Consider the following 20700-nt stretch of genomic DNA (forward strand, 5'->3'; position numbering starts at 1 on the left):
TTCGCTTTTCAATGGTTCAATTTTTAGTTTATATCTTTTAGTTTTTCATGTTTTTCACGGTCTGATGTTTTGCATCACCTTGATGCAGAGATCCGTGAAAATTATTTTCCCGTTCCCGTTCCGGATGATGTCGCTATATGCACGTTCAAATTCATCGAAAAGGGGAATAATATTGCCTTCATGAACGTAGGGAGAGAATCTCGTGGAGAAAGTTTTCTCCCGTTCAGTCATGTATACTATTTTTTCAATACCAAAGTTTCTGACAAAGTTTTCCCGTAACATACGGATGCAATGCATCAGGAAACTTTTTTGCTTTTCTCTTCCGAGAGAAGCGAGTTCATTGACAAATTCGTTGACGGGGAGCATTTTTCGTTCCCAGCAGAGACGCATCATCTGCACGAATTTCTCTTGATTGTAAACAGATTCGTCGGTCTCGTTCAGCATGCGGAGGGCTCTCAGCCAGCTACCGGATGCCACGTGAGCGACTTGATCGGCCGAGTCCCGGACCAGGTGTTTTTGAAGAACCAGTTGTTCTGCTATGTTTTCTTGGGTCAGAGGGGGTACCTTGATCCGCTGTGTCCGTGAGAGAATCGTGGTAATGATTTCTTCCGCGTGTTCGGTGACCAGCAGGAATAACGTGTTTGGATAAGGTTCTTCCAGTATCTTTAAAAGTTTGTTGGAACATTCCGTTTTCATCTTTTCGGGTAACCAGATGATCATGACCTTGTAGTCCGATTCGAAGGATTTCAGGTTGAGTTTCCGGAGGATGTTCCCGCTTTCTTCCGTGTATATCAAGGCTTGAGCGTTCTCGTCGGCACCCATGGCTCCCAGCCATTCTTCCATGTCCATGTATGGACTTTTGAGCAGAAGGCTACGCCATTCGTTGATATACTCGTCACTGATCGGTGTTTTTATTTTGGCAGATTTTACCACGGGAAAGACAAAGTGTAAATCCGGATGGATCAGTTTCTGCATCTTCTTGCACTCCGGGCAGATCCCGCAAGCGTCTTCATGTTTGTCGCCCGTGCAGAAGAGGTATTGCGTGAAAGCTAACGCCAGGGCAAGTGATCCCGCTCCCGTGTCACCGGAAAAGAGTTGTGCATGACTGATTCTTCCCGTTTGCAGGGAAGTAATCAGTCTTTGCTTTATCTCTTCATGTCCTATGACGTCTTTAAAAAACACCTTATTAATTTTAGATTTTAAATTTTAGATTTTAGATTCCAGCCGCACGAATCAACGCTTTTTTTTCGACAGGAATCATAAATTCATTCATTTGCAATTTTCAATTTTCCATTTTCAATTGAATGCCCAGTTCCTTGAATTGCTCCGGAGAGATTTCAGAAGGGGAGTCAATCATCACGTCACGCCCGGAGTTGTTCTTCGGGAAGGCAATCACGTCGCGGATAGAATCCAACCCGGCGAACATAGAGGCTAACCGGTCGAAACCGAATGCAATACCGCCATGAGGAGGCGCCCCGTATTTGAATGCACCCATAAGGAAGCCGAATTGAGCCTGTGCGGCCTCGTGAGTGAAGCCCAAGCAATCGAACATTTTGGATTGTAATGCCGAGTCGTGAATACGGATAGAACCACCACCGACTTCCACGCCGTTAATGACCATATCGTAAGCATTGGCACGTACTTTACCCGGGTCGGTATCCATTAATGGAATATCCTCCGGCTTGGGAGAAGTGAACGGGTGGTGCATTGCGTAGAAACGTTGGGTTTCCTCGTCCCATTCCAGCAAGGGAAAGTCTACTACCCACAACGGTTTGAAGACATCCTTATCCCGTAATCCCAGACGGTTACCCATTTCTAAGCGTAACTCGCACAATTGGGGGAGGGTTTTGAATTTCGGACCTACTAGAATCAGAATCAGGTCTCCCGCTTCTGCCTTGCAGGTTTCTGCCCATACCTTCAAGTCGCTTCCCGAGTAGAATTTATCAACAGAGGATTTGAATGTCCCGTCCTCGTTGTATTTCACGTAAACCAATCCTTTGGCTCCAATCTGTGAACGTTTCACGAATTCGGTCAACTCGTCCAGTTGTTTACGGGTATATCCGGCACATTTAGGTGCGCAGATAGCCCCGATATATTCAGCATCGTTGAACACGGCGAAATCTTTCCCTTTGGCAACGGCAGTCAAATCCACGATCTTCATCCCGAAACGAAGGTCCGGTTTATCACATCCGTATTGCTCCATGGCATCCATCCAGGTCATTTTTTCCAGTTTGGGAATATCCACGCCACGAACTTCTTTGAACAAGTGACTGATCAAACCTTCGAAAACTTCCAACACGTCTTCTTGTTCCACGAATGACATTTCGCAGTCGATCTGTGTGAATTCGGGTTGACGGTCAGCCCGTAAATCCTCGTCCCGGAAACATTTCACGATCTGGAAATAGCGGTCGAAACCGGAAACCATCAGCAATTGTTTGAAGGTCTGCGGACTTTGTGGCAAGGCGTAGAATTGGCCTTGGTTCATACGGGAAGGTACCACGAAATCGCGGGCCCCCTCGGGAGTACTTTTGATTAATACCGGGGTTTCTACCTCGATAAAGTTCAAGTTACTCAAGTAGTTCCGGGTCAATTGCGCCATACGGTGGCGTAATTCCAGATTTTTGCGAACGCAGGAACGACGTAAATCCAAGTAACGGTATTTCATCCGGATCTCATCCCCCCCGTCGGTTTGATCCTCGATCGTGAAAGGCGGTACTTCCGATTCGCTCAGAACATTCAATTCATTCACGATAATCTCGATGTCGCCTGTCGGTATTTTATTATTTTTGCTGGCTCTTTCGATCACCCTACCCTTTACCTGGATCACGAATTCACGTCCGAGCTTTGCCACGTTAGCTTTAATTTCTTCGGGAGCCGATTCCTCGACAACCAATTGGGTAATCCCGTAACGGTCACGAAGATCCACGAAAGTCATGGCTCCAAGTTTCCGTACTTTTTGTACCCATCCGCTAAGACAAACGCTTTCATTCACGTTCTCCATTCTTAGCTGCCCACAAGTATGTGTTCTATACATAAATTCTCAATTTTAATTCTGGCATAAACATTGTGCGAAAATAGTAAGAATTTGTCAGTTTAAGGCATAAATAATTGAAAATTGAAGCGCGGATACTGAAAATGAAGAGATCCGTGGGAGATCGACGGGAGTTGAGAGGGAGATCGATGCCTACGGGAAGTTGATAACGGTTTTTCCTAGGTATTAAAGACAATCTAATTAGTCGGGTTTAACTCGTGGGGGAATCGGCTTTGTCTCGTCTTTGGGGACCGAACTCCGTTTGAACTCGGATGTAATTCCTCTTGATTTTGGAAAGTTTTTTCAATATTATTCTTCCGATTTTGTGATGAAACGTGGACAATTGTTTATCTTTGAAATCTGAATGAAATGATTAATAATTTAACGGTGAATTACATTGATGTGATTATATTGCTACCGTTGGTATACGGGGCTTATAAAGGGTTTAGTCAGGGGTTGATTGTTGAGATGTCAACGTTATTTGCGTTGGTGTTAGGAGTTTTTATCTCGTTGAGATATGCCGTGAACGTGGAGGGCTTCTTGAAAGATTTCGTGGCTTTGCCGGAATCATACGCCTACTACATCGCTTTCGCCGTGACTTTTCTGCTGGTTATTATCGTGATGCATCTGCTTGGGAAATTGTTGACCAAGTTGATTGATATGGTTTCATTGGGACTGTTTAACAAGTTATTCGGGATCGTTCTGGGCGTGTTGAAAGCTGCTATCGTGGTATGCGTGGTGCTTTTCATCGTGAATGCGCTGGACGTTCGTTATGATTTTATTTCGGCAAAAACGAAAGGTGACAGCTTGTTGTACAAACCTTTTGTTAACTTTGCAAATGGCGTTTACGAAAGTGCGATAAAATAAACTAAAAACTAAAAGCTAAAAACTAAAAGATAAGAGTTGAAGAACTCGTAACTTATTAACTTATAACTCGCAAATGCGAATTAAAAATTAAGAATCGATGAATTTTGTTGAAGAACTAAGATGGAGAGGGATGATTCATAATATCATGCCGGGAACCGAAGAACAATTAGCAAAAGAACAAACGACGGCTTATGTCGGAATTGACCCGACGGCTGATTCGTTACATATAGGTCACCTCGTGTCGGTTATGATGATGAAACATTTACAGATGGCCGGGCATAAACCGATTTTCGTGATTGGTGGAGCAACGGGTATGATCGGAGATCCCAGCGGTAAATCCTTAGAACGGAATTTGTTGGACGAGGATACCATTCAAAAGAACATGGCGGGAATTAAAGTCCAGTTGTCCAAGTTTATTGATTTCAATTCGAGCGAGCCGAATGCGGCAATCATGGTAAATAATTATGACTGGATGAAAAACTTCTCTTTTCTCGATTTTATACGAGAAGTGGGAAAACATATCACGGTGAATTACATGATGTCGAAGGATTCCGTGAAAAAACGATTGAGTGCCGATTCAACTAACGGGATGTCATTCACGGAGTTTACCTATCAATTGGTGCAGGGGTATGATTTTTTGTATTTACGTCGTAATTATAACTGCCTGTTGCAAATGGGTGGTTCCGATCAATGGGGAAATATCACCACGGGGGGCGAATTGATTCGCCGGAAAGATGGTGGGGAGGCTTATGGTTTGACCTGGCCGTTGATGACCAAGAGTGACGGTAAGAAATTCGGAAAAACAGAGTCGGGTAACGTGTGGTTGGATCCACAACGGACTTCTCCATACAAGTTCTATCAATTCTGGCTGAACAGCACGGACGAGGACGCTGCCCGGTATATCAAAATTTTCACGATATTGCCACCGGCAGAGATTGATGCCTTGATTGCAGAGCATCAAGAAGCTCCGCATTTGAGAAAATTGCAGAAAGTATTGGCGAAGGAGGTGACTTGTTTGATACACGGGGAAGAAGCCTATGATTCAGCTTTGGAGGCCTCCCAAATTCTTTTTGGTAATGCAACATCCGATGCGTTGAAACGTTTGGATGAAGACACGTTATTGTCTGTTTTTGAAGGGGTGCCTCAATTTGACGTTGCACGAACTGATTTAGAGGCCGGAATTCATATCGTGGACTTGATGGCAGAGAAAACTTCCATGATGTCTTCAAAAGGAGAGGCTCGGCGTGCATTGAAGGGAAATGCGATCAGTATAAATAAGGAGAAAGTGCAGGATCAAGAATTAGTGGTTACTCCCGAATATTTGATCGACGGTAAGTTTATCCTTTTGCAAAGCGGGAAAAAGAATTATTTCTTGATTACGGTGAAATAAATCGGTTTATAAGGTTCATAAAGTTATAAAGTCCGTAAAGTCTATAAGGTCACGGGTGTCCTTCGGACTGTGTTTGTCTGCAGCTTAAGCTGCAGTGGATAAAGCGCCCCGCGAGGGGTCCATGAACTTTATAAACCTTACAAACTTTATAGACTTTATGAACGAAGGTGTGCTTTCGCACACCTTTTATTGTAATTGAAAATTAATAGGAACCGTGAAAGATACTCTCACCGGTTTCTGTCTTTGCTTTCCAGGAGTCCATTTTGGCATGGATTGAATGACACGAATGGCTTCCTTGTCTAGTGAAGGGTCCACGGACCTGGAGACCTTTACGTTTGAAACGCTACCGTCTTTCTCGATGACAAATTGTACAAAAACTTTACCTTGGATGTTGTTTTCTTGAGCGATCATCGGGTATTTGATGTGCTTGGAAATCCATTTCTGTACATTGCCTCCCGGGAATTTGGGCATTTCTTCAACAACCGCGAATACTTCGGATTCCCCGGAATATTCATCTCCATACCCGTATTCCCCTTCGTACCCGTTACCCGTGCCGCTAAAGTCGTAAACTCCGTGGTTGGCAACGTTGGCATCCACGTCCATGATATCCAAGTTGTCATCCAGATTTATTTCTTCATCTACGATCTCTATTAAGTCGGTTAACCGAGGTGCAGGAGGTGGTGGCGGAAGAGCTTGTTGCATTCGTTGGGTGACGGGTATGATCTCTTCATCCAATTGTTCTTCCGTGTTTATTACTATGAAGCCTTCTTCCATCTTCACGTCGACTTTCCACTCGAAAGCAAGGAATATGCAGGCTAATGCTACGATTAGTCCGATCTCGAAGAAGATTCCTTTTTTGTTTTCGAGGTTTGCCTTTGATGATTTCTTTACTTCCATAATGTTTATTTATGATGGTTAAGCTTATACCTCTAATATACAAAAAATTAGCCAGAAATCAAAATAAACGAATGGTTTTGTCAGAAAATAGGTGAAAGATGTATAATTATATATATCACTGATTTTCAGTATAAAAAAGGAGCGGCATCCGAATGTCGCTCCTGAAGGGGAAAGGGTCTGATTTCCCTGTTTTTTTGTCTTGATTGGCACCTTATTTTGTATCTTCGTCCATCTCGAAATCCTGGTATAAGAAATCGTTGAACGGGAAACGTGCCGAGTGAATGTCTTTGGCAATCTCGTATATCTTTTCTTTCAATTCCTCGATATTTTCTTTAGATTTAGCCGAGATGTACACGGTTTCTCCTTCCTGTTTGGACATCCACATTTGTTTCAAGTCCTCTAGGCTATAGTTTTTCCGCTCGATGGGAGTGAGATCATCTTCCTCCTTTTTCGTGTACGTGAAGGCGTCTATTTTATTGAATACTGTAATCGTGGGTTTAGAATTATCCATTAACTCACCCAGTGTTTCGTTCACGACCCGGATTTGATCCTCGAATTGGGGATGGGAGATGTCGACTACATGCAAAATGACATCTGCTTCTCTCACCTCGTCCAGTGTGGATTTGAATGATTCTACCAGGTGATGGGGAAGTTTACGGATAAAACCGACCGTGTCCGCCAGTAGTAGCGGGACGTTCTTTATGGCTATCTTGCGTACCGTGGTATCCAGAGTTGCGAAAAGTTTGTTCTCTGCGAATACTTCCGATTTGCTCAGGAGATTCATGAGCGTGGATTTGCCCACGTTCGTATAGCCCACTAAGGCTACTCGTACGAGTTTTCCGCGGTTTTTCCGTTGTGTGACCATCTGTTTGTCAATCTTGGTCAACTGCTCTTTCAAACGGGTGATTTTGTCCCGGATGATACGTCTGTCGGTCTCGATTTCACTTTCTCCCGGACCGCGAAGCCCAATACCTCCTTTTTGTCTTTCCAAGTGAGTCCACATTCCCGTCAGACGAGGGAGTAGGTATTGATATTGTGCCAGTTCAACTTGAGCTTTTGCTTCTGCCGTACGGGCTCTTTTGGCAAAAATATCCAAGATGAGGTTGGTACGGTCAAGGACTTTTCTGCCTTTTAGTTCTCTTTCCAGATTTCTGATTTGTGTCGGGCTTAGTTCATCATCAAAAATAATCAAGTCAATATCGTTATCTTCGACGTATGTTTTGATTTCTTCCAATTTCCCTTTACCGACAAAGGTAGCCGTTACCGGCTTATCCAAGTTTTGCGTGAATATTTTCACTGTTTCCGCTCCTGCCGTTTCTGCAAGGAACGCAAGTTCGTCTAAGTATTCACACATCATATCGTAGCTGATGTTTTCTGATTGTAGCGCTACACCTACAAGAATGGCTTTTTCTGCTTCTTTTTTCGTGTAAAAATATTCGCTCATAAATAGGAAAAGAAGGGGCTGACGATGATCGACAGCCCCTTGTTATAATTTAACATGTCTTATTTACTGTAACTGGAAGTTGATAGGTACAGTGTAAGATACTCGAACCGGTTTACCTCTCTGTTTTCCAGGTTTCCATTTCGGCATGGCTTTTACCACGCGGATAGCCTCCTTGTCCAAAGATGGGTCAACGGATCTGGCAACTTTCACGTCGCTAACACTACCGTCTTTCTCGATCACGAATTGTACGAAAACTTTACCCTGAATGTTATTTTCCTGTGCGATCATCGGGTATTTTACGTTCTTCGCAATCCATTTTTGTACACTACCTCCGGGGAACTGCGGCATATCTTCTACTACTTGGAAAATATCAGCTTCTCCGTCGCTCTCTTCTTCTCCCCAGCTGTCTCCGTCGTAATCGAAGTTATAATTATTCTTGTTTTCAACGTCAGCTTCAGCGTCGTCGATTTCAAGTTCCTCGTCAATACTTAATTCATCTTCCACGATCTCGATCAAGTCCGTCAATTTCGGGGCTGGAGGAGGTGGTGGGGGTGGTTTCATCATTTGTTGAGTAATAGGAATAATTTCCTCCTCAACCTGCTCTTCTTGGGTAATAACAAACCCTTCTTCTACTTTCGTGTTGGTCTTCCAGTTGAAAGCACTCAGTAGAATCCCTAGAGCTATAACAAAACCGATCTCAAGGAAAATGGTCTTTTTCCCTTCAAGATCTGCTTTAGGTGATTTTTTTACTTCCATGTTATTAGTTTAATATTATAGTTCTGTTTTTCTCACAATTTGCGTGGGTAAAAATAGTCAAATTCATAATAAACCGCAATATTTCTCCCCTTTTTTTTGAAGAAAATGTTAAAATGATCGCTAAACTTCATTAAAATCTTCTTAAAAGTTTGGGTTGTTGTTCATATCATGTTGATTTCATGTCGATGATGGCTTGGGAGAGGAAAAGTAAAAAAGGACAACCAATTTAAGGTTGTCCTTTTTCGGGATGTTCGTATTGTATGTAAATCACTGTATGTTTCTCTTATTTTAACTGGAATGTGATCGGGATGGTAAACCGAACTCTTACGGCTTTGTCCCGTTGCATTCCCGGAATCCATTTCGGCATGGCCTTAACCACACGGATAGCTTCTTGTGACAAATCCGGATCAGCGGAACGAACCACGTTAATGGAACTGATGCTACCGTCTTTCTCTACCACGAATTCAACAAATACTTTTCCTCCGATGCCCATTTCTGCACATCTTGCCGGGTATCTTAAATTTTTCCTAAGCCATTTGTTCAAGTCTCCGTTAAAACGAGGCATTTTTTCAACTGTAAAGAACGGAAGATCTCCCTCACCGGGATCATCACCCTCGTCATCATACCCGCTCTGCCAGTCGGTAGCCTTACCCGTTAAAGAGCCTTTCGTGTTTGCGTTATCATCAACAACGTCCATCTCATTTTCAAGATCCATCTCGTTTTCCACGACCTCGATGAAATCCAAAGGTTTTACGGAAATCTTGGGAAGTGGTTGTGAAGCTCTTTGTGGTACAAAAACGGGAAGAACTTCCTCTATGTCACTCGTCTCAACAGGAAACGTGATCTCTTTGGCCTCTTCCTGGTAGTATTTTGTCTCAAAGGCAAAAAACACCGTAGCCAAGGCTACAATAAAACCGATCTCGCGGAAAATAAACCGCTTGTTCTCAAGATCGGAACGGGATGTTTTCTTTGCTTCCATGACGTTTATCTTTAAATGTTATTTAAACGTTAATTTGATGTTTCAAAAATAGAAGATAAAAATGATATAAACAAGTTTTTTGCCGAGAAATGTGAATATTTTCTTAAAATTTTTACCCTGTAATTTTAAAATAACGTTAAGATGCCCGTGTTTATTAGGTTTTCTGGATTATTTGTTTTAGAAAAGAAAATAGTTGTCTCTAACTTTTTTACCTTTGTGTTATGATTGAAGTATTATTTATTCAAATTCCGGCAGGAGCTAATCGGGATAAAATGTTTGCTGGGTTACGATCTGTTGTGTCTAAAGAATGTTATGCCGAAGTCCTCGGGTATGGAAGCAAGGAAGTTGCCCTTCGCAGGTTGTTAGGAGAGGCATTGGTTCGTTTTGCTCTGAAAAAATATTGGAATCTGACCTCGGAAGATTATCGGATTGACCGGGGAGAGAAGGGAAAACCTTTTATTGTGGGCGTAGAAAATGTATTTTTTAATATTTCACATTCGGGGGATTACGTTGTTTGTGCCGTGTCCGACCGGGAGATCGGTATTGATATTGAAAAACGGGCAAAAGCTCGTATGGAAGTTGCGGGACGTTTTTTTCACGGGGAAGAGGTGGCACAATTGAAAATGTTGGAAGAGGATAAACAAGATCAATTATTTTTTAATTACTGGTCTGTGAAGGAAAGTTTTTTGAAATATATAGGTACCGGATTGACCCGCCCGTTGAATAGTTTTATTGTTTCGTTTTCCGGGGGAGATGTGTCTTTATTTGAAGGGGAAAATAAGTTACCGCTGTACGTGTATGCCTGTCCGGTAGATGATGGATACGCCTGTCATGTCTGTTGCGAGTACGAAGAATTAACGGGGATACATGAAATCTTTTTAGAAGAGATCACCGGGTGTTAGATGATCTCTTCGTGGGGTTATTACTTGATGCGTGTGATTATTCTTTCGACTTGTTTTGTTTGAGTCGGTTGGAGTTTTTTGCAGATCTCCTCCAAATAAGAACAAGCTTTCTCTTTCTGTTGTTGATTTGCTATTTGTTGGAATCCTTGGAGTTCTTGCAACACGTTCATTTGTTCTTTGGTATCTGTAATCCGTTCGGGTAGATCCCGTAATACCGTGAGAATTTCAAGTATCCTGTCTTTTTGCTTGTTGTCGATTATTTGGCGGAATACCATACAATACCTTAGTGAAAGAACTCCTTTATAATGGTCTTTTTCAAAAAGTTTAAGGTCAGCGATGCGTTTCTCGAAGTCTATTCCCATTGATTTAAAGATACGGAATTCTTCTAAATAGGCCGACATGATTTTCTCTTCGACTTCTTGCTGTCCGATTTGTTTGCTAAAAGCTTTTCGATTGTCAACCAGATAGCGGAATAGAGGGGTGTCGACATTTGTTATTTCTGTTTTAATGAGGGACCAATTTTCTGCTTCGCATAGTTTTTTGACTCCCAGTTGGGGCATCGTTTCTCCCAGAACGATTTGTAGTTTTTGTTTATCCTGTTTTTGCAAAATAGTTATATATTTTTTTAGAAATGCCTGCTCCCGGTTTCCTTCGGCGTACTCCTTGTTTAATTCTGTCAGTTCGATTACGTTTTTGACTTTTTGTACGAAATTATCTTCAGGCTTTGACACGGCTCCCCCGTCCATGCGGCAATAGAGACTTCCGTCATGGTTGATGAACAAGTATGTCGGATAGAATTGTACGTTGTATTTTTGAGCAATATCAATCCCTTCTCCCTCCTGCATATCTTTCATGATGCAGATATAGTTCTTGTTGAAATATTCCCCGCATTCTTTTAACGGGAAAATAAATTTGACCATGTATTTGCATGGTCCACAGGTTTTCGTGTAACAGTCAATGAATAATTTCTTCCCGGTTGTTTTTGCTTTTGCCAAGGCTTCCTGAAAGGTTAGATCCTCGAAGTTCGTACCTTCTTGAGCAATGCTGTTGCTGGCTAGAAGAAGTAATAAGCTAATGATAGAAATAAATTTCATGGTTATGATTTTAAGATGTTTTGAATTAAGTCTTTCATTTCTTTGTCGGGACTGGGGGCAAATACGGTGATGATTTTTCCTTCTTTGTCTATGATGAAATAACGAGGTACTCCTACTATTTGATAATCTGTTTCAAAATGAGAATCACCTGTGGGAGAGATAATAAGATTTATTAATCCGGTCATGTTGTTTTCCTGGATAGCTTTTAACCACTTATCCCGGGTTCTTTCTTGATCAATAGAAACTGTTAGGAAAATAATGTTTCCATTTTCTTGAAATTCATTCTTTAGTTGAATGAATTTCGGCATTTTTTCAATGCAACTGCAACACCACGTGGCCCATACGTCTACAACGATGACTTTGCCTTTAAAATTACCGAATGTGTAGATGTTCCCATCCGAATCTTGTAATGAAGATAATGGTGCCGGTTTGCCTTGGCCCAAGAGTTCATATTGCGTGTATAGTTTTAATATTTCAAGTTTTAAGGGAGAGGATTCTACATGTGATTCTATGATTGGGCGTAGTTGGGCAATTTCTTTTGTACAGCCATTGTTTTGAAGAAGGAATTTTATTTTTTTCAGATAAATCTCATGTAACAATTTATTGTCACCGGAAAAGATTTCATTTAGTTTCGTGTAGTCATTATGATTGAGGGCTCTTGTGGGAAATTGTGTCGAGATGGTGATACCGTCTCTTGCTGCATCAAAAGACTCTCCTTCTTTTAAGGCGAGAATCATGTAATAATAATTCGTGAATTCTTCTGGAGAATTTTGTTGCATGAATGTGATAACCGAGGAGTCATTTAACACTATGGGTGAAATTTCCTGAAGTAAAAGTTGAATATCTTCTTTTTCTCCTTTACTGCAAATGATGTATTCTCCGCTTTTTAGAGTCATAAAGCAATTATTTATGGTAGTAAATGCTGCCGTGTTTGTTCGTTTGGTATTATTGTGATAAGTCTCGATAATATCTTTGGCGGAGGCAAAATTCTTTGACCATTCTTGCTTTAGATGCTGATATGCATTGAGGTTTTGTGCAAAAAGAGGAAAATATAATAGTTGCAGGAAAATTAAAATTTTTATCTTCATATCTTGTGTGAGATTATGCTTTTTTCGAGTTACTCCAACTCCCCTCCCGTGTAAGGAGAGGGGAGTTGTGGTGTGGGATTCGTAATTAACGAAAGGACTTTTGACGCACCTTATTTCTTAGGTCCTTTGGCTATTCCTTCGAGATCAATGTTGTAATTGTTTTTTATATGGTTTACCACGATTTCATATCTTGAGTTGACAAGAGGATATGTTTCCGGAGAATATTTTGCTTGAAATTCTTCTTTCGTGTAAAACATGGCTGCTCTTATGTAGGATAGATAGTCTCTATACGGATAGGCTTTTGTGTCCCAACTTGCATTTGTATATTCGGATATACTATACGGCGAGCTTTCTTTACTAAAATCTCTGGCAAGAATGTTAATAAAACCTCGAGTTAGATAATAATCTGGCTTGTCTTTTTGACTGTTCGTAATTGCAGTGATGTAGTCAATTCCTTGTTTGAAACTATCCGGTTCATTTATTACTTTGTTTTGTAAAGCCGCTTCAAACATTAGATAAAGTAATGTTGCTCTTTTGATTTTTAAATCTTGTGAATTAGGATGAGCAATTTGATCGGCAGTGAAGCTAATTGCCCAATAATCAAAACCGTCTGTTTTTAATCCTACAAAATTACGGTTCCCCGTTCCGGTCCCCGTTCCGGTCCCTGTTCCGGTTCCCGTTCCGGTCCCTGTTCCGGTCCCTGTTCCGGTTCCTGTTCCAGTTCCGGTCCCTGTTCCGGTCCCTGTTCCGGTTCCTGTTCCAGTTCCGGTCCCTGTTCCAGTCCCCGTTCCGGTCCCATTGGGATCCTCTCCCGGGTTCAATCCTCTTAAATTATCCAGCATATATATTTTAGCTGGTAACACTAGTTTAGCAATTTCCGGAGTTACATAATTGAGAACATGATTTTTGAGAAAGTCGACGTAATACGGTGTTTGTTCGTCTGTTAAATCATTCCCATAATATAATTTTCCTGTACCCAAGGATGTCCATTTGCGATTAAGGTCTTGGGGGGTAATACCTTTGTATAGTAAATATACCCCATAAACATCGTGAATGTCCTTGATTTCTTTATCCCACGAATTGTTTCCTTGAGGGAATTCAAGTCGTAAAACCGAATAATTACCGGAAGGGGTAACATCACCTTCATTGTAACAGGAGGTTAACATGAAGATACTGCTTATAGCTATTAACAATATGATCTGTTTCATGGCATACTATTTAATTAAAGGTTAATACCGTTGCGTGGTGCGGGGGCCAATGGGTTTTGTTCTAGTAAATTATTCAATTCCAAAGCATCGGGTGGTAATGGAATCGTGTATCCGGGATCATGTTCTTTGAGCGTGTAAACGAGCGTTGATTGCGCATCCGGGTACCATGTGTGTTGAATTTGTGGCATTCCCCAACGGCGTAAATCAAACCAGCGATGATCCTCAAAGCAGAGTTCTCGGCGTCGTTCGTTATGTATAAATGTAATTAATTTCTCGGGGTCCGTGATATTCTCGTTTTGATAATTTAAAGGAAACCGGAATCTTCTAAATTCATTTAGTGTATTTAGGGCTTCTTGTCCGGCATTCGCTACTCCGGCTTTGTAAAGCATGGCTTTTGCCTCGCAGAAATTCAAGTAAGCTTCCGACAATCGAAGACTTCTACCAAAAGCATCATTCGCTGCAACCGGTTGATAATATGCCTTAGAACTTACGTTTATTTTCCCGAAAGCTGAGGGCATTGCTTCAAGCTCGTTATCTTCATTGATAATTTGAAATTTACTACGAATGACGTAACGTTCTTTACGCAGGTCGTTTTCTGTTTCGTCAAAACAATTCATGAGTTCTTTCGAGGCTCTAAAAAACGGATGGTCATTTGTTGAGACACTTACGTTGTAAACATATTTAGTTACATCTGTAATATTTCCGTATACCCAAATAACTTCGCTCGATGTCGTGTAAGAGTGATAGTTTATGTAAGAGGGGATACTAGGGTCTTCTTCTGAGTATGTTTTGATTGTGTTCAAATCCAATAAATGAAAATTCCCGTTTGTAATGACATGATTTGCGTAGGTTGCGGCTTTTTCCCATTCTTCCATGTATAAATAAGCTCTGGAAAGAAGGAGATGAACCATGGGAAGGCTGGTTCTTTTGTTGGGTTGCCATTGTTGAGCGCTCGGTAAGGTCTTGTATAAGCGTTCGGCTTCTAGAAGATCTTTTATAATTTGAACATACACTTCTTCTACGGTGTTTCTCTTCAGTTCGGATTCCTCAATACCACTATTTAACTTCAATGGAACACCTAGCGCTGTCTTATCGTAGTTGTAAGGGGCTCCGAATATGTTGATTAAATTGAAATAAAGGAATCCGCGAAGAGCTAAAGCTTGGGCTTTTACAGAATTGATAGCATTCTTGTCATCGTTTATATCATCAACATAGTCCAGAATAGCATTTGCTCCTAATATCAAGGCATAATAAGAGCTATAAAGGTTTGTGTATTTCTCCCCGGCAGTACCCATAATGTCATACATATTGGATTGCCAAGTGTAAGGAGCATACCATCTGTTTGCATCTGAACCGACTTTCACTCCTTGATAAGGAGCTGGAGCGATATCGTCATCCAACAGATGGAGAAATACATTTAATTCTGTAATACCGTTACGTGGATAAGCTTCTCCAAGTAAAAGTTCACTTAAGGAGTTGGCGTCTTTGGGAACAAATTCACTCTTGGATTTGGGTTCGAGAAAATCTCCACAACTTCCAAGAATTAGACTTACAATGCAAAGAAATATAATTCGTTGTTTCATAATGTTATCTTTAAAATCCTACACTTAAACCACAAGAAAAGATCTTGGGCATGACACTATCTCCTAACTCCGGGTCGAATCCATTGAAACGATTACTGCCAATGACGAATGGATTATTGAGGTTTGCACTAATCGAACAATTGGTGGCTCCGAATTTAGAGCATATCCGGGGTGGCATATTCCACGATACTGAAATTTGGTTACATCGTAAAAAAGAGGCATTAACAACCATTGCATCGGAATTTGCCCACATGGAGTAAATGGAATTGGATTGTGTTCCGTCAGGAAGTTGTATGTTATATACGTCTTCGACGGAAGTGTATAAAGCCGGGTAAATCGTGTGTTTTTCATCGCCGGGTTTTTGCCACCGTTTTAGCAGGTCTTTCGACAGGTTATGGTAAGGGGCCGGAAGTTTCCCGTAGTTGAAATTTGCATAAGGATTCGGAAGGCGTTTCTTGGCACCAAGTAACACGGAAAAATCGACACCTAATGACAGGCTCTTGTAGCGTACACGTGTGTTGACTCCACCCGTGAAGTAAGGGTCCTTTTGACCGGAATATACCAGAAACGTGGTAGGATCAATATCGGGATCTATTTCATCGAAACCAATCCGGTTGAAGGTTGGATAACCTGTTTGCGGGTCAAGTCCGGCAAAAGAATACGACCAGAAGGCACTTAGTGGATACCCTTTCTTTAATAAACGGTCACTACTGCCGGTAAGGAAATTATCTTTCGTCAGTTTATCTGCTTTTATCCGGACATCATCGTTTTGAGCTTTATTCCAGTTTTTGGATGCGTTGATACCGATGGTCCATGCGAAATCTTTTCTTTTGTAAGGGGTTAAATTTATAGAGTATTCAATCCCGTGATTATGGATCCGACCTCCGTTTAATTTCATGGTTGCCATACCGTATTCTTGTGCAATATCCTGGTTGATAATGGCATTTGAGCGTCGTCCATAATATTCGAAACTCATGGTGATACCATTAAACAATTGCATGTCTAACCCTAAGTTCCAAGTTTTTGTGCGTTCCCATTTTAACAGGGGGTTGGGCAAACTGGATATGGTCAAGTAATATTCGTCATAACCTCCTATAATTCCCCGGTACTGGGCAATGAGATCAGGGCTTACGGAATTTACAACATTTCCTTGAATCCCGTAGGTCGCGCGTAAATTCAGTTGGTTGAGCCATGGCAGGTAGTTTTTTATAAATTCCTCCTCGGCAATTCTCCAAGATATACCGAAGGAATATGTCGGGTCAAATTGGTTGTTGGCATCTTGCCCGAATCTATTAGATGCGTCTGACCTTATGTTGGCATTGAATACGTAGCGATCTTTTAAAGAATAGGCTAACGTAGCAAAAAATGACACGAAATTATTGGTAATACTTGTGTTTGCCCATCCTCCTTGGTAGAGTTTATCCAGCGCACCCCAGGAAATAGGGACGACTCCGCCAACGGGAACAATTTCTGTCGGCTTGGAGGGAGAGACTAATATCTCGCCTCGTTCGGGAACGTATCCCCAAACCGTGTTTGTGTTATTTTTGTTTGCTTCTGAACGGATTTCCATTCCGGCCATTGCGTTGATCCGGTGGAATTCGTGAATGGTTTTGGAGAACACGATTTTGTGTTGCATATTGTACGAGGTATTGTTTGTCTCGTTTGTGGCCAGTTCACCTCCGAATGGTAATAACGCTGCTTTGAATTTGGCGGAACCGGATGACTCTGAGCCATAAGCATAACCTCGATAGTTGCGTTCAATGTAGGATGTTTTCTCTCCTGCAAATGATTCCGAATTATTCAGGTTGAAAGCAATACTTCCCACGAATTGGTATTGAAGCCAGGTAACAATATTCCAATTCACGTTAAGTGACATATTTACGTTTTTTGCTTTATTTTTAGAGTAACTGTTTTCCATCTCGTTCAAGATGTTGTAACCGTATTCAAGTTGCCCGGTTCTATTTAGTTTGTACTCGTAGTATTGTTTATAAGATACCCGATCTCCGTTTTCATCAACAAAAGGAATTGCCCGGCTGGTTTGTTTTGCGTAAGTTTCAGGACTAACTCCCGGTCCATATCCTTTCCTGTCAGTAAATGAATTACTTAGATTGAAATTAACAGAAAGAGATTCCAGTAGTTGGGCGTTGACATTCAATCGAGCGTTAAACTGTGTCATGTCATCACCTTTTTGCGTTCCGTGGCTTGAAGAGTAGCCAAAAGAAGCATTGTATGTCACTTTCTGGGAACCTCCGGTAATGCTTAAGTTATGAGAATGACTGACAGAATTTCGACACAGGATGTCAAACCAATCAGTGTTACACGTTTCCAAGTATTCCATCTGTTTCATGAAATTTTCTTCGCTGATTTGGCGATTATTGTACATGGCCATTAACCCTTCATAGGTATATATTTGAGGAAGAGGATCGCTCTGGTACCTGATTCCGGCGTCATAAGCTTCTTTACTGAATTGAATCCTTTCTTTGGAGTTCATGAAGTTGAACATCCCGTAGTTGGGACGGGCTCTAAATGATAAATTCGTTGAATAACGAATGCTTGTTCTCTCTGCGCTCCCTTTCTTCGTGGTAATCACGATGACCCCGTTGGAAGCTTTTGAACCGTAAATAGCCGTTGCGGATGCGTCTTTTAAAACAGTGATTGTTTCAATGTCAGCAGGATTTAACCATGATATCTGGTTCCCGATCAAGTTTTTCATATCTTCCGTTACAGCGGAGCTGGCATCAATGGGGAGTGGGTCTGGCTGGATGATACCGTCAACGACCCATAGCGGATCCGTGTTTCCGAAAATAGTGGAAGTTCCGCGGATCGTGATTTTAGGTGAACTACCTATACGAGAAGAAGAATTGACGACAACCATTCCCGGAATCTTCCCTTGTAACATTTGGTCGATAGAATTGTATGCCGGCATCATAATATCTGCGGCTTTTACTGTCGTGTAAGAACCCACCATGTCCCGGCGATTGATGCTTTGATAACCTGTCACCACGACTTCATCCAGTTGGGCCTCTTCTGGCTCCAGGATTATCGTCACGGGTTTCCCGGCCATGCAGGAGACCTCTTTCGTTTGCATACCCACGAACGAGAAAATAAGAGTTTGTTCTTTTTGTTCATTTAACGTGATCGTGAAATTTCCGTTTACGTCTGTTGCCACGCCCGATTTTGTTCCTTTAATAATTACCGTTACCCCGGGGAGCGAGTTGCCGGCTTGATCGACGACTTTGCCGGTGATCGTGTGTGTCGAAGTCGTGGGAGATGTTTCTTCCGTCTCTTTCACGACGACCACCCCTTCCACCATCGAATAGGTTAAACCGAAGTGTTTCAGTACGGTTTCAATAGCTTCGTTTACAGGTACATTTTTCAGTACGAGGTCTTTACATCTTTTATCTTTTACTTTTTCCAAGTTGTAAAGAAATTTTACCCCGGTTTGTTGCCGAAAAGAATTGATCGCTTCGACAAAAGAAACTTCTTTGTAGTTCATGTTTACCGCTTTGCCTTGTGCTTTTAAGTTCGTATGACACGTAAGCAAAACAAATAAAAACAGAAAGCTTGCAAGAACCTGCATGATTCTTCCTTTTTTTTTCATAATTTTGAGACGTTTAGTTATATAAATTAAACCATATCAAACCGGATTTTAGTTGGCGCTTGGTCCGGTTTGTTTTTTTATAAACCTACTGTTAAAGTATTCCCTTTTAATGTTAGTTTTACATCAGCACTTTTTTCGAACATCTCGATGAAAGTTATAATATCCTTGAAACGACTGAGGTCTCCCGAAAAATGCAAATCTTTTACCTCTTCATTCGTGTAGAAAATGTGAATATCGTACCATCTGGACAATTGTTCCAGAATATCTTCCATCCTCATTTCCTCAAACAAGAACATACCGTCTTTCCAGCAAGTGAAGTACTTGGTGTCCACCGTTCTTAACTTACTTTCTCCGTTCCCGTTGACCGATAATTGTTGATCGGGAGCAAGGATAATGCTTTTACCATCCGGTAGATCACAAGATACTTTTCCTTGTACTAACGTGGTCACGAGTTTCTCTTTCCCCGGATAGTTACACACGTTAAATTGAGTACCGAGAACCGTGATGTTTCCTAGGGATGTCTTCACGATAAAAGGTTTGCCTTCTTGTTTTGTAACTTCAAAAAAAGCCTCTCCTGCCACGGAAACTTCTCTCGTGTCACCCGTGAATTGGATCGGATACCTTAATTCAGAATCGGCATTCAGCCACACTTTTGTCCCGTCTGCCAACACTAACGAGTATTCCCCTCCCCGGGGAACAACCAACGTGTTATAGAGGGGTGCCGTTTGCTGTTGAGCCTGTTCGGTATCATACCGTAGTCCCATGGAATCGATATGAATGTTAATCCCGTTTTGTTCGTCGATTTTCACGGAGTCTCCTTTCAATTCAATTTCCAGACCATCATGTTTAATCAAGAAAGCTTTACGTGTTCCCGGATGTACTTCGGTAAGAAAGAGTTCATCTGGGGTAGGTGTCGATTCGGGAAGTTGCTGGAAATACAGGAATGTCCCTGTTCCGATTAGGATAATAATGGCGGCTGCAATTTTTAATAAGCCGGGTGACACCCATCTTTTTCTTGGTTGAACAACTTGCTGGTAGGCCTTTAGGTAATTGAAGCGTTGTTGTTCCCGAAGTTTTTTGGAAACGTAACCCTTCTCTTGCAGTTTATCTGCAAGTTGTTTCAGCATATTGTCATCGATAGGTTCTTCCGTGTGTTCTGTGATCTTTTTTAATAGCCACTCGGTCTTATCTGATAATGCATTCCATTTCATCGGATTCGATTTTTATGCGTTATTTTATCTATAAATCCGAAAGTGCTATATGCGGGTGACAGCTAGAGTAATTTTTTTTACTTTAATATTTCCAGAATGTATATGAGAAGTAAACTTTGTTTTAAATTTTCTTTGAGAAACACGTAGGCTCTTTTCTTTTGCGTTTTTACCGTGTTGATGCTGATATTCAGTTGGTCGGCAATCTCTTGCACGGTCAACCCGTCAATACTCAATAGCAAGATGTTTTTACGTTGTTCCGGTAATTGATCAATGACCACGTGTAATTTGCGAATAAGCTCTTCTTCGACGGCTTGGTAGAAATCAACATCTTCAACATCGTCTTGTTCTTTGCTCCATCTTTGTAATCTTTGATTATCGACATTCTTATCCCGGAGATATTTTAAAGCGTTATTGTGTACCGAACGGTATAGATAAACCGAGAGGGCTTTCATCTCTTGGAAATGGAGCGAAGAATTCCAGATGGAGATAAAGCATTCTTGAACGATGTCTTCCGCCACGGTTTCATCTACAACAATTTTAGTCGTGTAATTGCATAGAGTCCCGTAGAAATAGCGATATAGCTCTTTCCATGCATCAGATTCTTTCTGATTTATCCCTTTTAAGAATTTCTCTTGACTTGACACGGTGT

Annotated in this window: 16 protein-coding genes; 3 read left to right on the forward strand and 13 right to left on the reverse strand. The window is 41.4% G+C overall.

Translation table 11 applies throughout. The features are described 5' to 3' along the window. Nucleotides 1-54: 54 nt before the first annotated feature. The gene (locus AB5542_RS06125; RefSeq protein ID WP_279038600.1) at nt 55-1182 is read right to left on the reverse strand and encodes an ATP-binding protein; all 1128 of its coding nucleotides are present in this window, start codon (nt 1180-1182) and stop codon (nt 55-57) included. Nucleotides 1183-1282: 100 nt separating this feature from the next. Next, nucleotides 1283-3034, reverse strand: coding sequence for an aspartate--tRNA ligase (gene aspS, locus AB5542_RS06130; RefSeq protein ID WP_279038599.1), 1752 nt, complete (start codon nt 3032-3034; stop codon nt 1283-1285). Nucleotides 3035-3400: 366 nt separating this feature from the next. Here aspS and AB5542_RS06135 point away from each other — a divergent pair, with 366 nt between their 5' ends. Further along, entirely contained in the window at nt 3401-3898 is a 498-nt protein-coding gene (locus AB5542_RS06135) for a CvpA family protein (RefSeq protein ID WP_087419629.1), read from the forward strand. 97 nt (nt 3899-3995) lie between these two features. Beyond that, entirely contained in the window at nt 3996-5288 is a 1293-nt protein-coding gene (tyrS, locus tag AB5542_RS06140; protein ID WP_279038598.1) for a tyrosine--tRNA ligase, read from the forward strand. Between the two features lie 186 nt (nt 5289-5474). On the opposite strand, the gene AB5542_RS06145 is transcribed toward tyrS, so the two are convergent. The 4 genes from AB5542_RS06145 to AB5542_RS06160 all read right to left on the reverse strand — a co-directional run bounded on the left by AB5542_RS06145 (nt 5475) and on the right by AB5542_RS06160 (nt 9364). After that, nucleotides 5475-6185, reverse strand: coding sequence for an energy transducer TonB (locus AB5542_RS06145; protein WP_279038597.1), 711 nt, complete (start codon nt 6183-6185; stop codon nt 5475-5477). 211 nt (nt 6186-6396) lie between these two features. After that, entirely contained in the window at nt 6397-7629 is a 1233-nt protein-coding gene (gene hflX, locus AB5542_RS06150) for a GTPase HflX (protein WP_279038596.1), read from the reverse strand. 63 nt (nt 7630-7692) lie between these two features. Then, complete coding sequence (locus AB5542_RS06155; protein ID WP_027200304.1) at nt 7693-8385, reverse strand: energy transducer TonB; 693 nt, start codon at nt 8383-8385, stop codon at nt 7693-7695. 283 nt (nt 8386-8668) lie between these two features. Beyond that, on the reverse strand, nt 8669-9364 hold the full coding sequence (locus AB5542_RS06160; protein WP_279038595.1) for an energy transducer TonB: 696 nt from the start codon (nt 9362-9364) through the stop codon (nt 8669-8671). Nucleotides 9365-9585: 221 nt separating this feature from the next. Between AB5542_RS06160 and AB5542_RS06165 the strand changes: the two genes are divergently transcribed. After that, entirely contained in the window at nt 9586-10266 is a 681-nt protein-coding gene (locus AB5542_RS06165) for a 4'-phosphopantetheinyl transferase family protein (RefSeq protein ID WP_087419634.1), read from the forward strand. A 20-nt stretch (nt 10267-10286) separates the two neighbouring features. Here the strand turns inward: AB5542_RS06165 and AB5542_RS06170 are convergent, their stop codons facing one another. From AB5542_RS06170 to AB5542_RS06200, 7 genes are all read right to left on the reverse strand, one after another. Then, the gene (locus tag AB5542_RS06170) at nt 10287-11360 is read right to left on the reverse strand and encodes a thioredoxin family protein (RefSeq protein WP_087419635.1); all 1074 of its coding nucleotides are present in this window, start codon (nt 11358-11360) and stop codon (nt 10287-10289) included. Nucleotides 11361-11362: 2 nt separating this feature from the next. After that, entirely contained in the window at nt 11363-12448 is a 1086-nt protein-coding gene (locus AB5542_RS06175) for a TlpA family protein disulfide reductase (RefSeq protein ID WP_087419636.1), read from the reverse strand. 110 nt (nt 12449-12558) lie between these two features. Then, on the reverse strand, nt 12559-13656 hold the full coding sequence (locus AB5542_RS06180) for a hypothetical protein (RefSeq protein ID WP_368243017.1): 1098 nt from the start codon (nt 13654-13656) through the stop codon (nt 12559-12561). A 14-nt stretch (nt 13657-13670) separates the two neighbouring features. Then, on the reverse strand, nt 13671-15239 hold the full coding sequence (locus AB5542_RS06185) for a RagB/SusD family nutrient uptake outer membrane protein (RefSeq protein WP_087419638.1): 1569 nt from the start codon (nt 15237-15239) through the stop codon (nt 13671-13673). A gap of 10 nt (nt 15240-15249) precedes the next feature. Next, a complete protein-coding gene (locus AB5542_RS06190; protein WP_087419639.1) occupies nt 15250-18840 on the reverse strand; it encodes a SusC/RagA family TonB-linked outer membrane protein in 3591 nt (1196 codons plus the stop codon). A gap of 77 nt (nt 18841-18917) precedes the next feature. Then, nucleotides 18918-20051, reverse strand: coding sequence for a FecR family protein (locus AB5542_RS06195; RefSeq protein WP_087419640.1), 1134 nt, complete (start codon nt 20049-20051; stop codon nt 18918-18920). A gap of 77 nt (nt 20052-20128) precedes the next feature. Then, nucleotides 20129-20695, reverse strand: coding sequence for an RNA polymerase sigma factor (locus AB5542_RS06200; protein WP_158571808.1), 567 nt, complete (start codon nt 20693-20695; stop codon nt 20129-20131). Nucleotides 20696-20700: the final 5 nt, after the last annotated feature.

It is taken from the genome of Butyricimonas sp. RTP31003st1_G1_RTP31003_210430, assembly GCF_040920905.1.
In the GTDB taxonomy this organism is placed as follows: domain Bacteria; phylum Bacteroidota; class Bacteroidia; order Bacteroidales; family Marinifilaceae; genus Butyricimonas; species Butyricimonas paravirosa.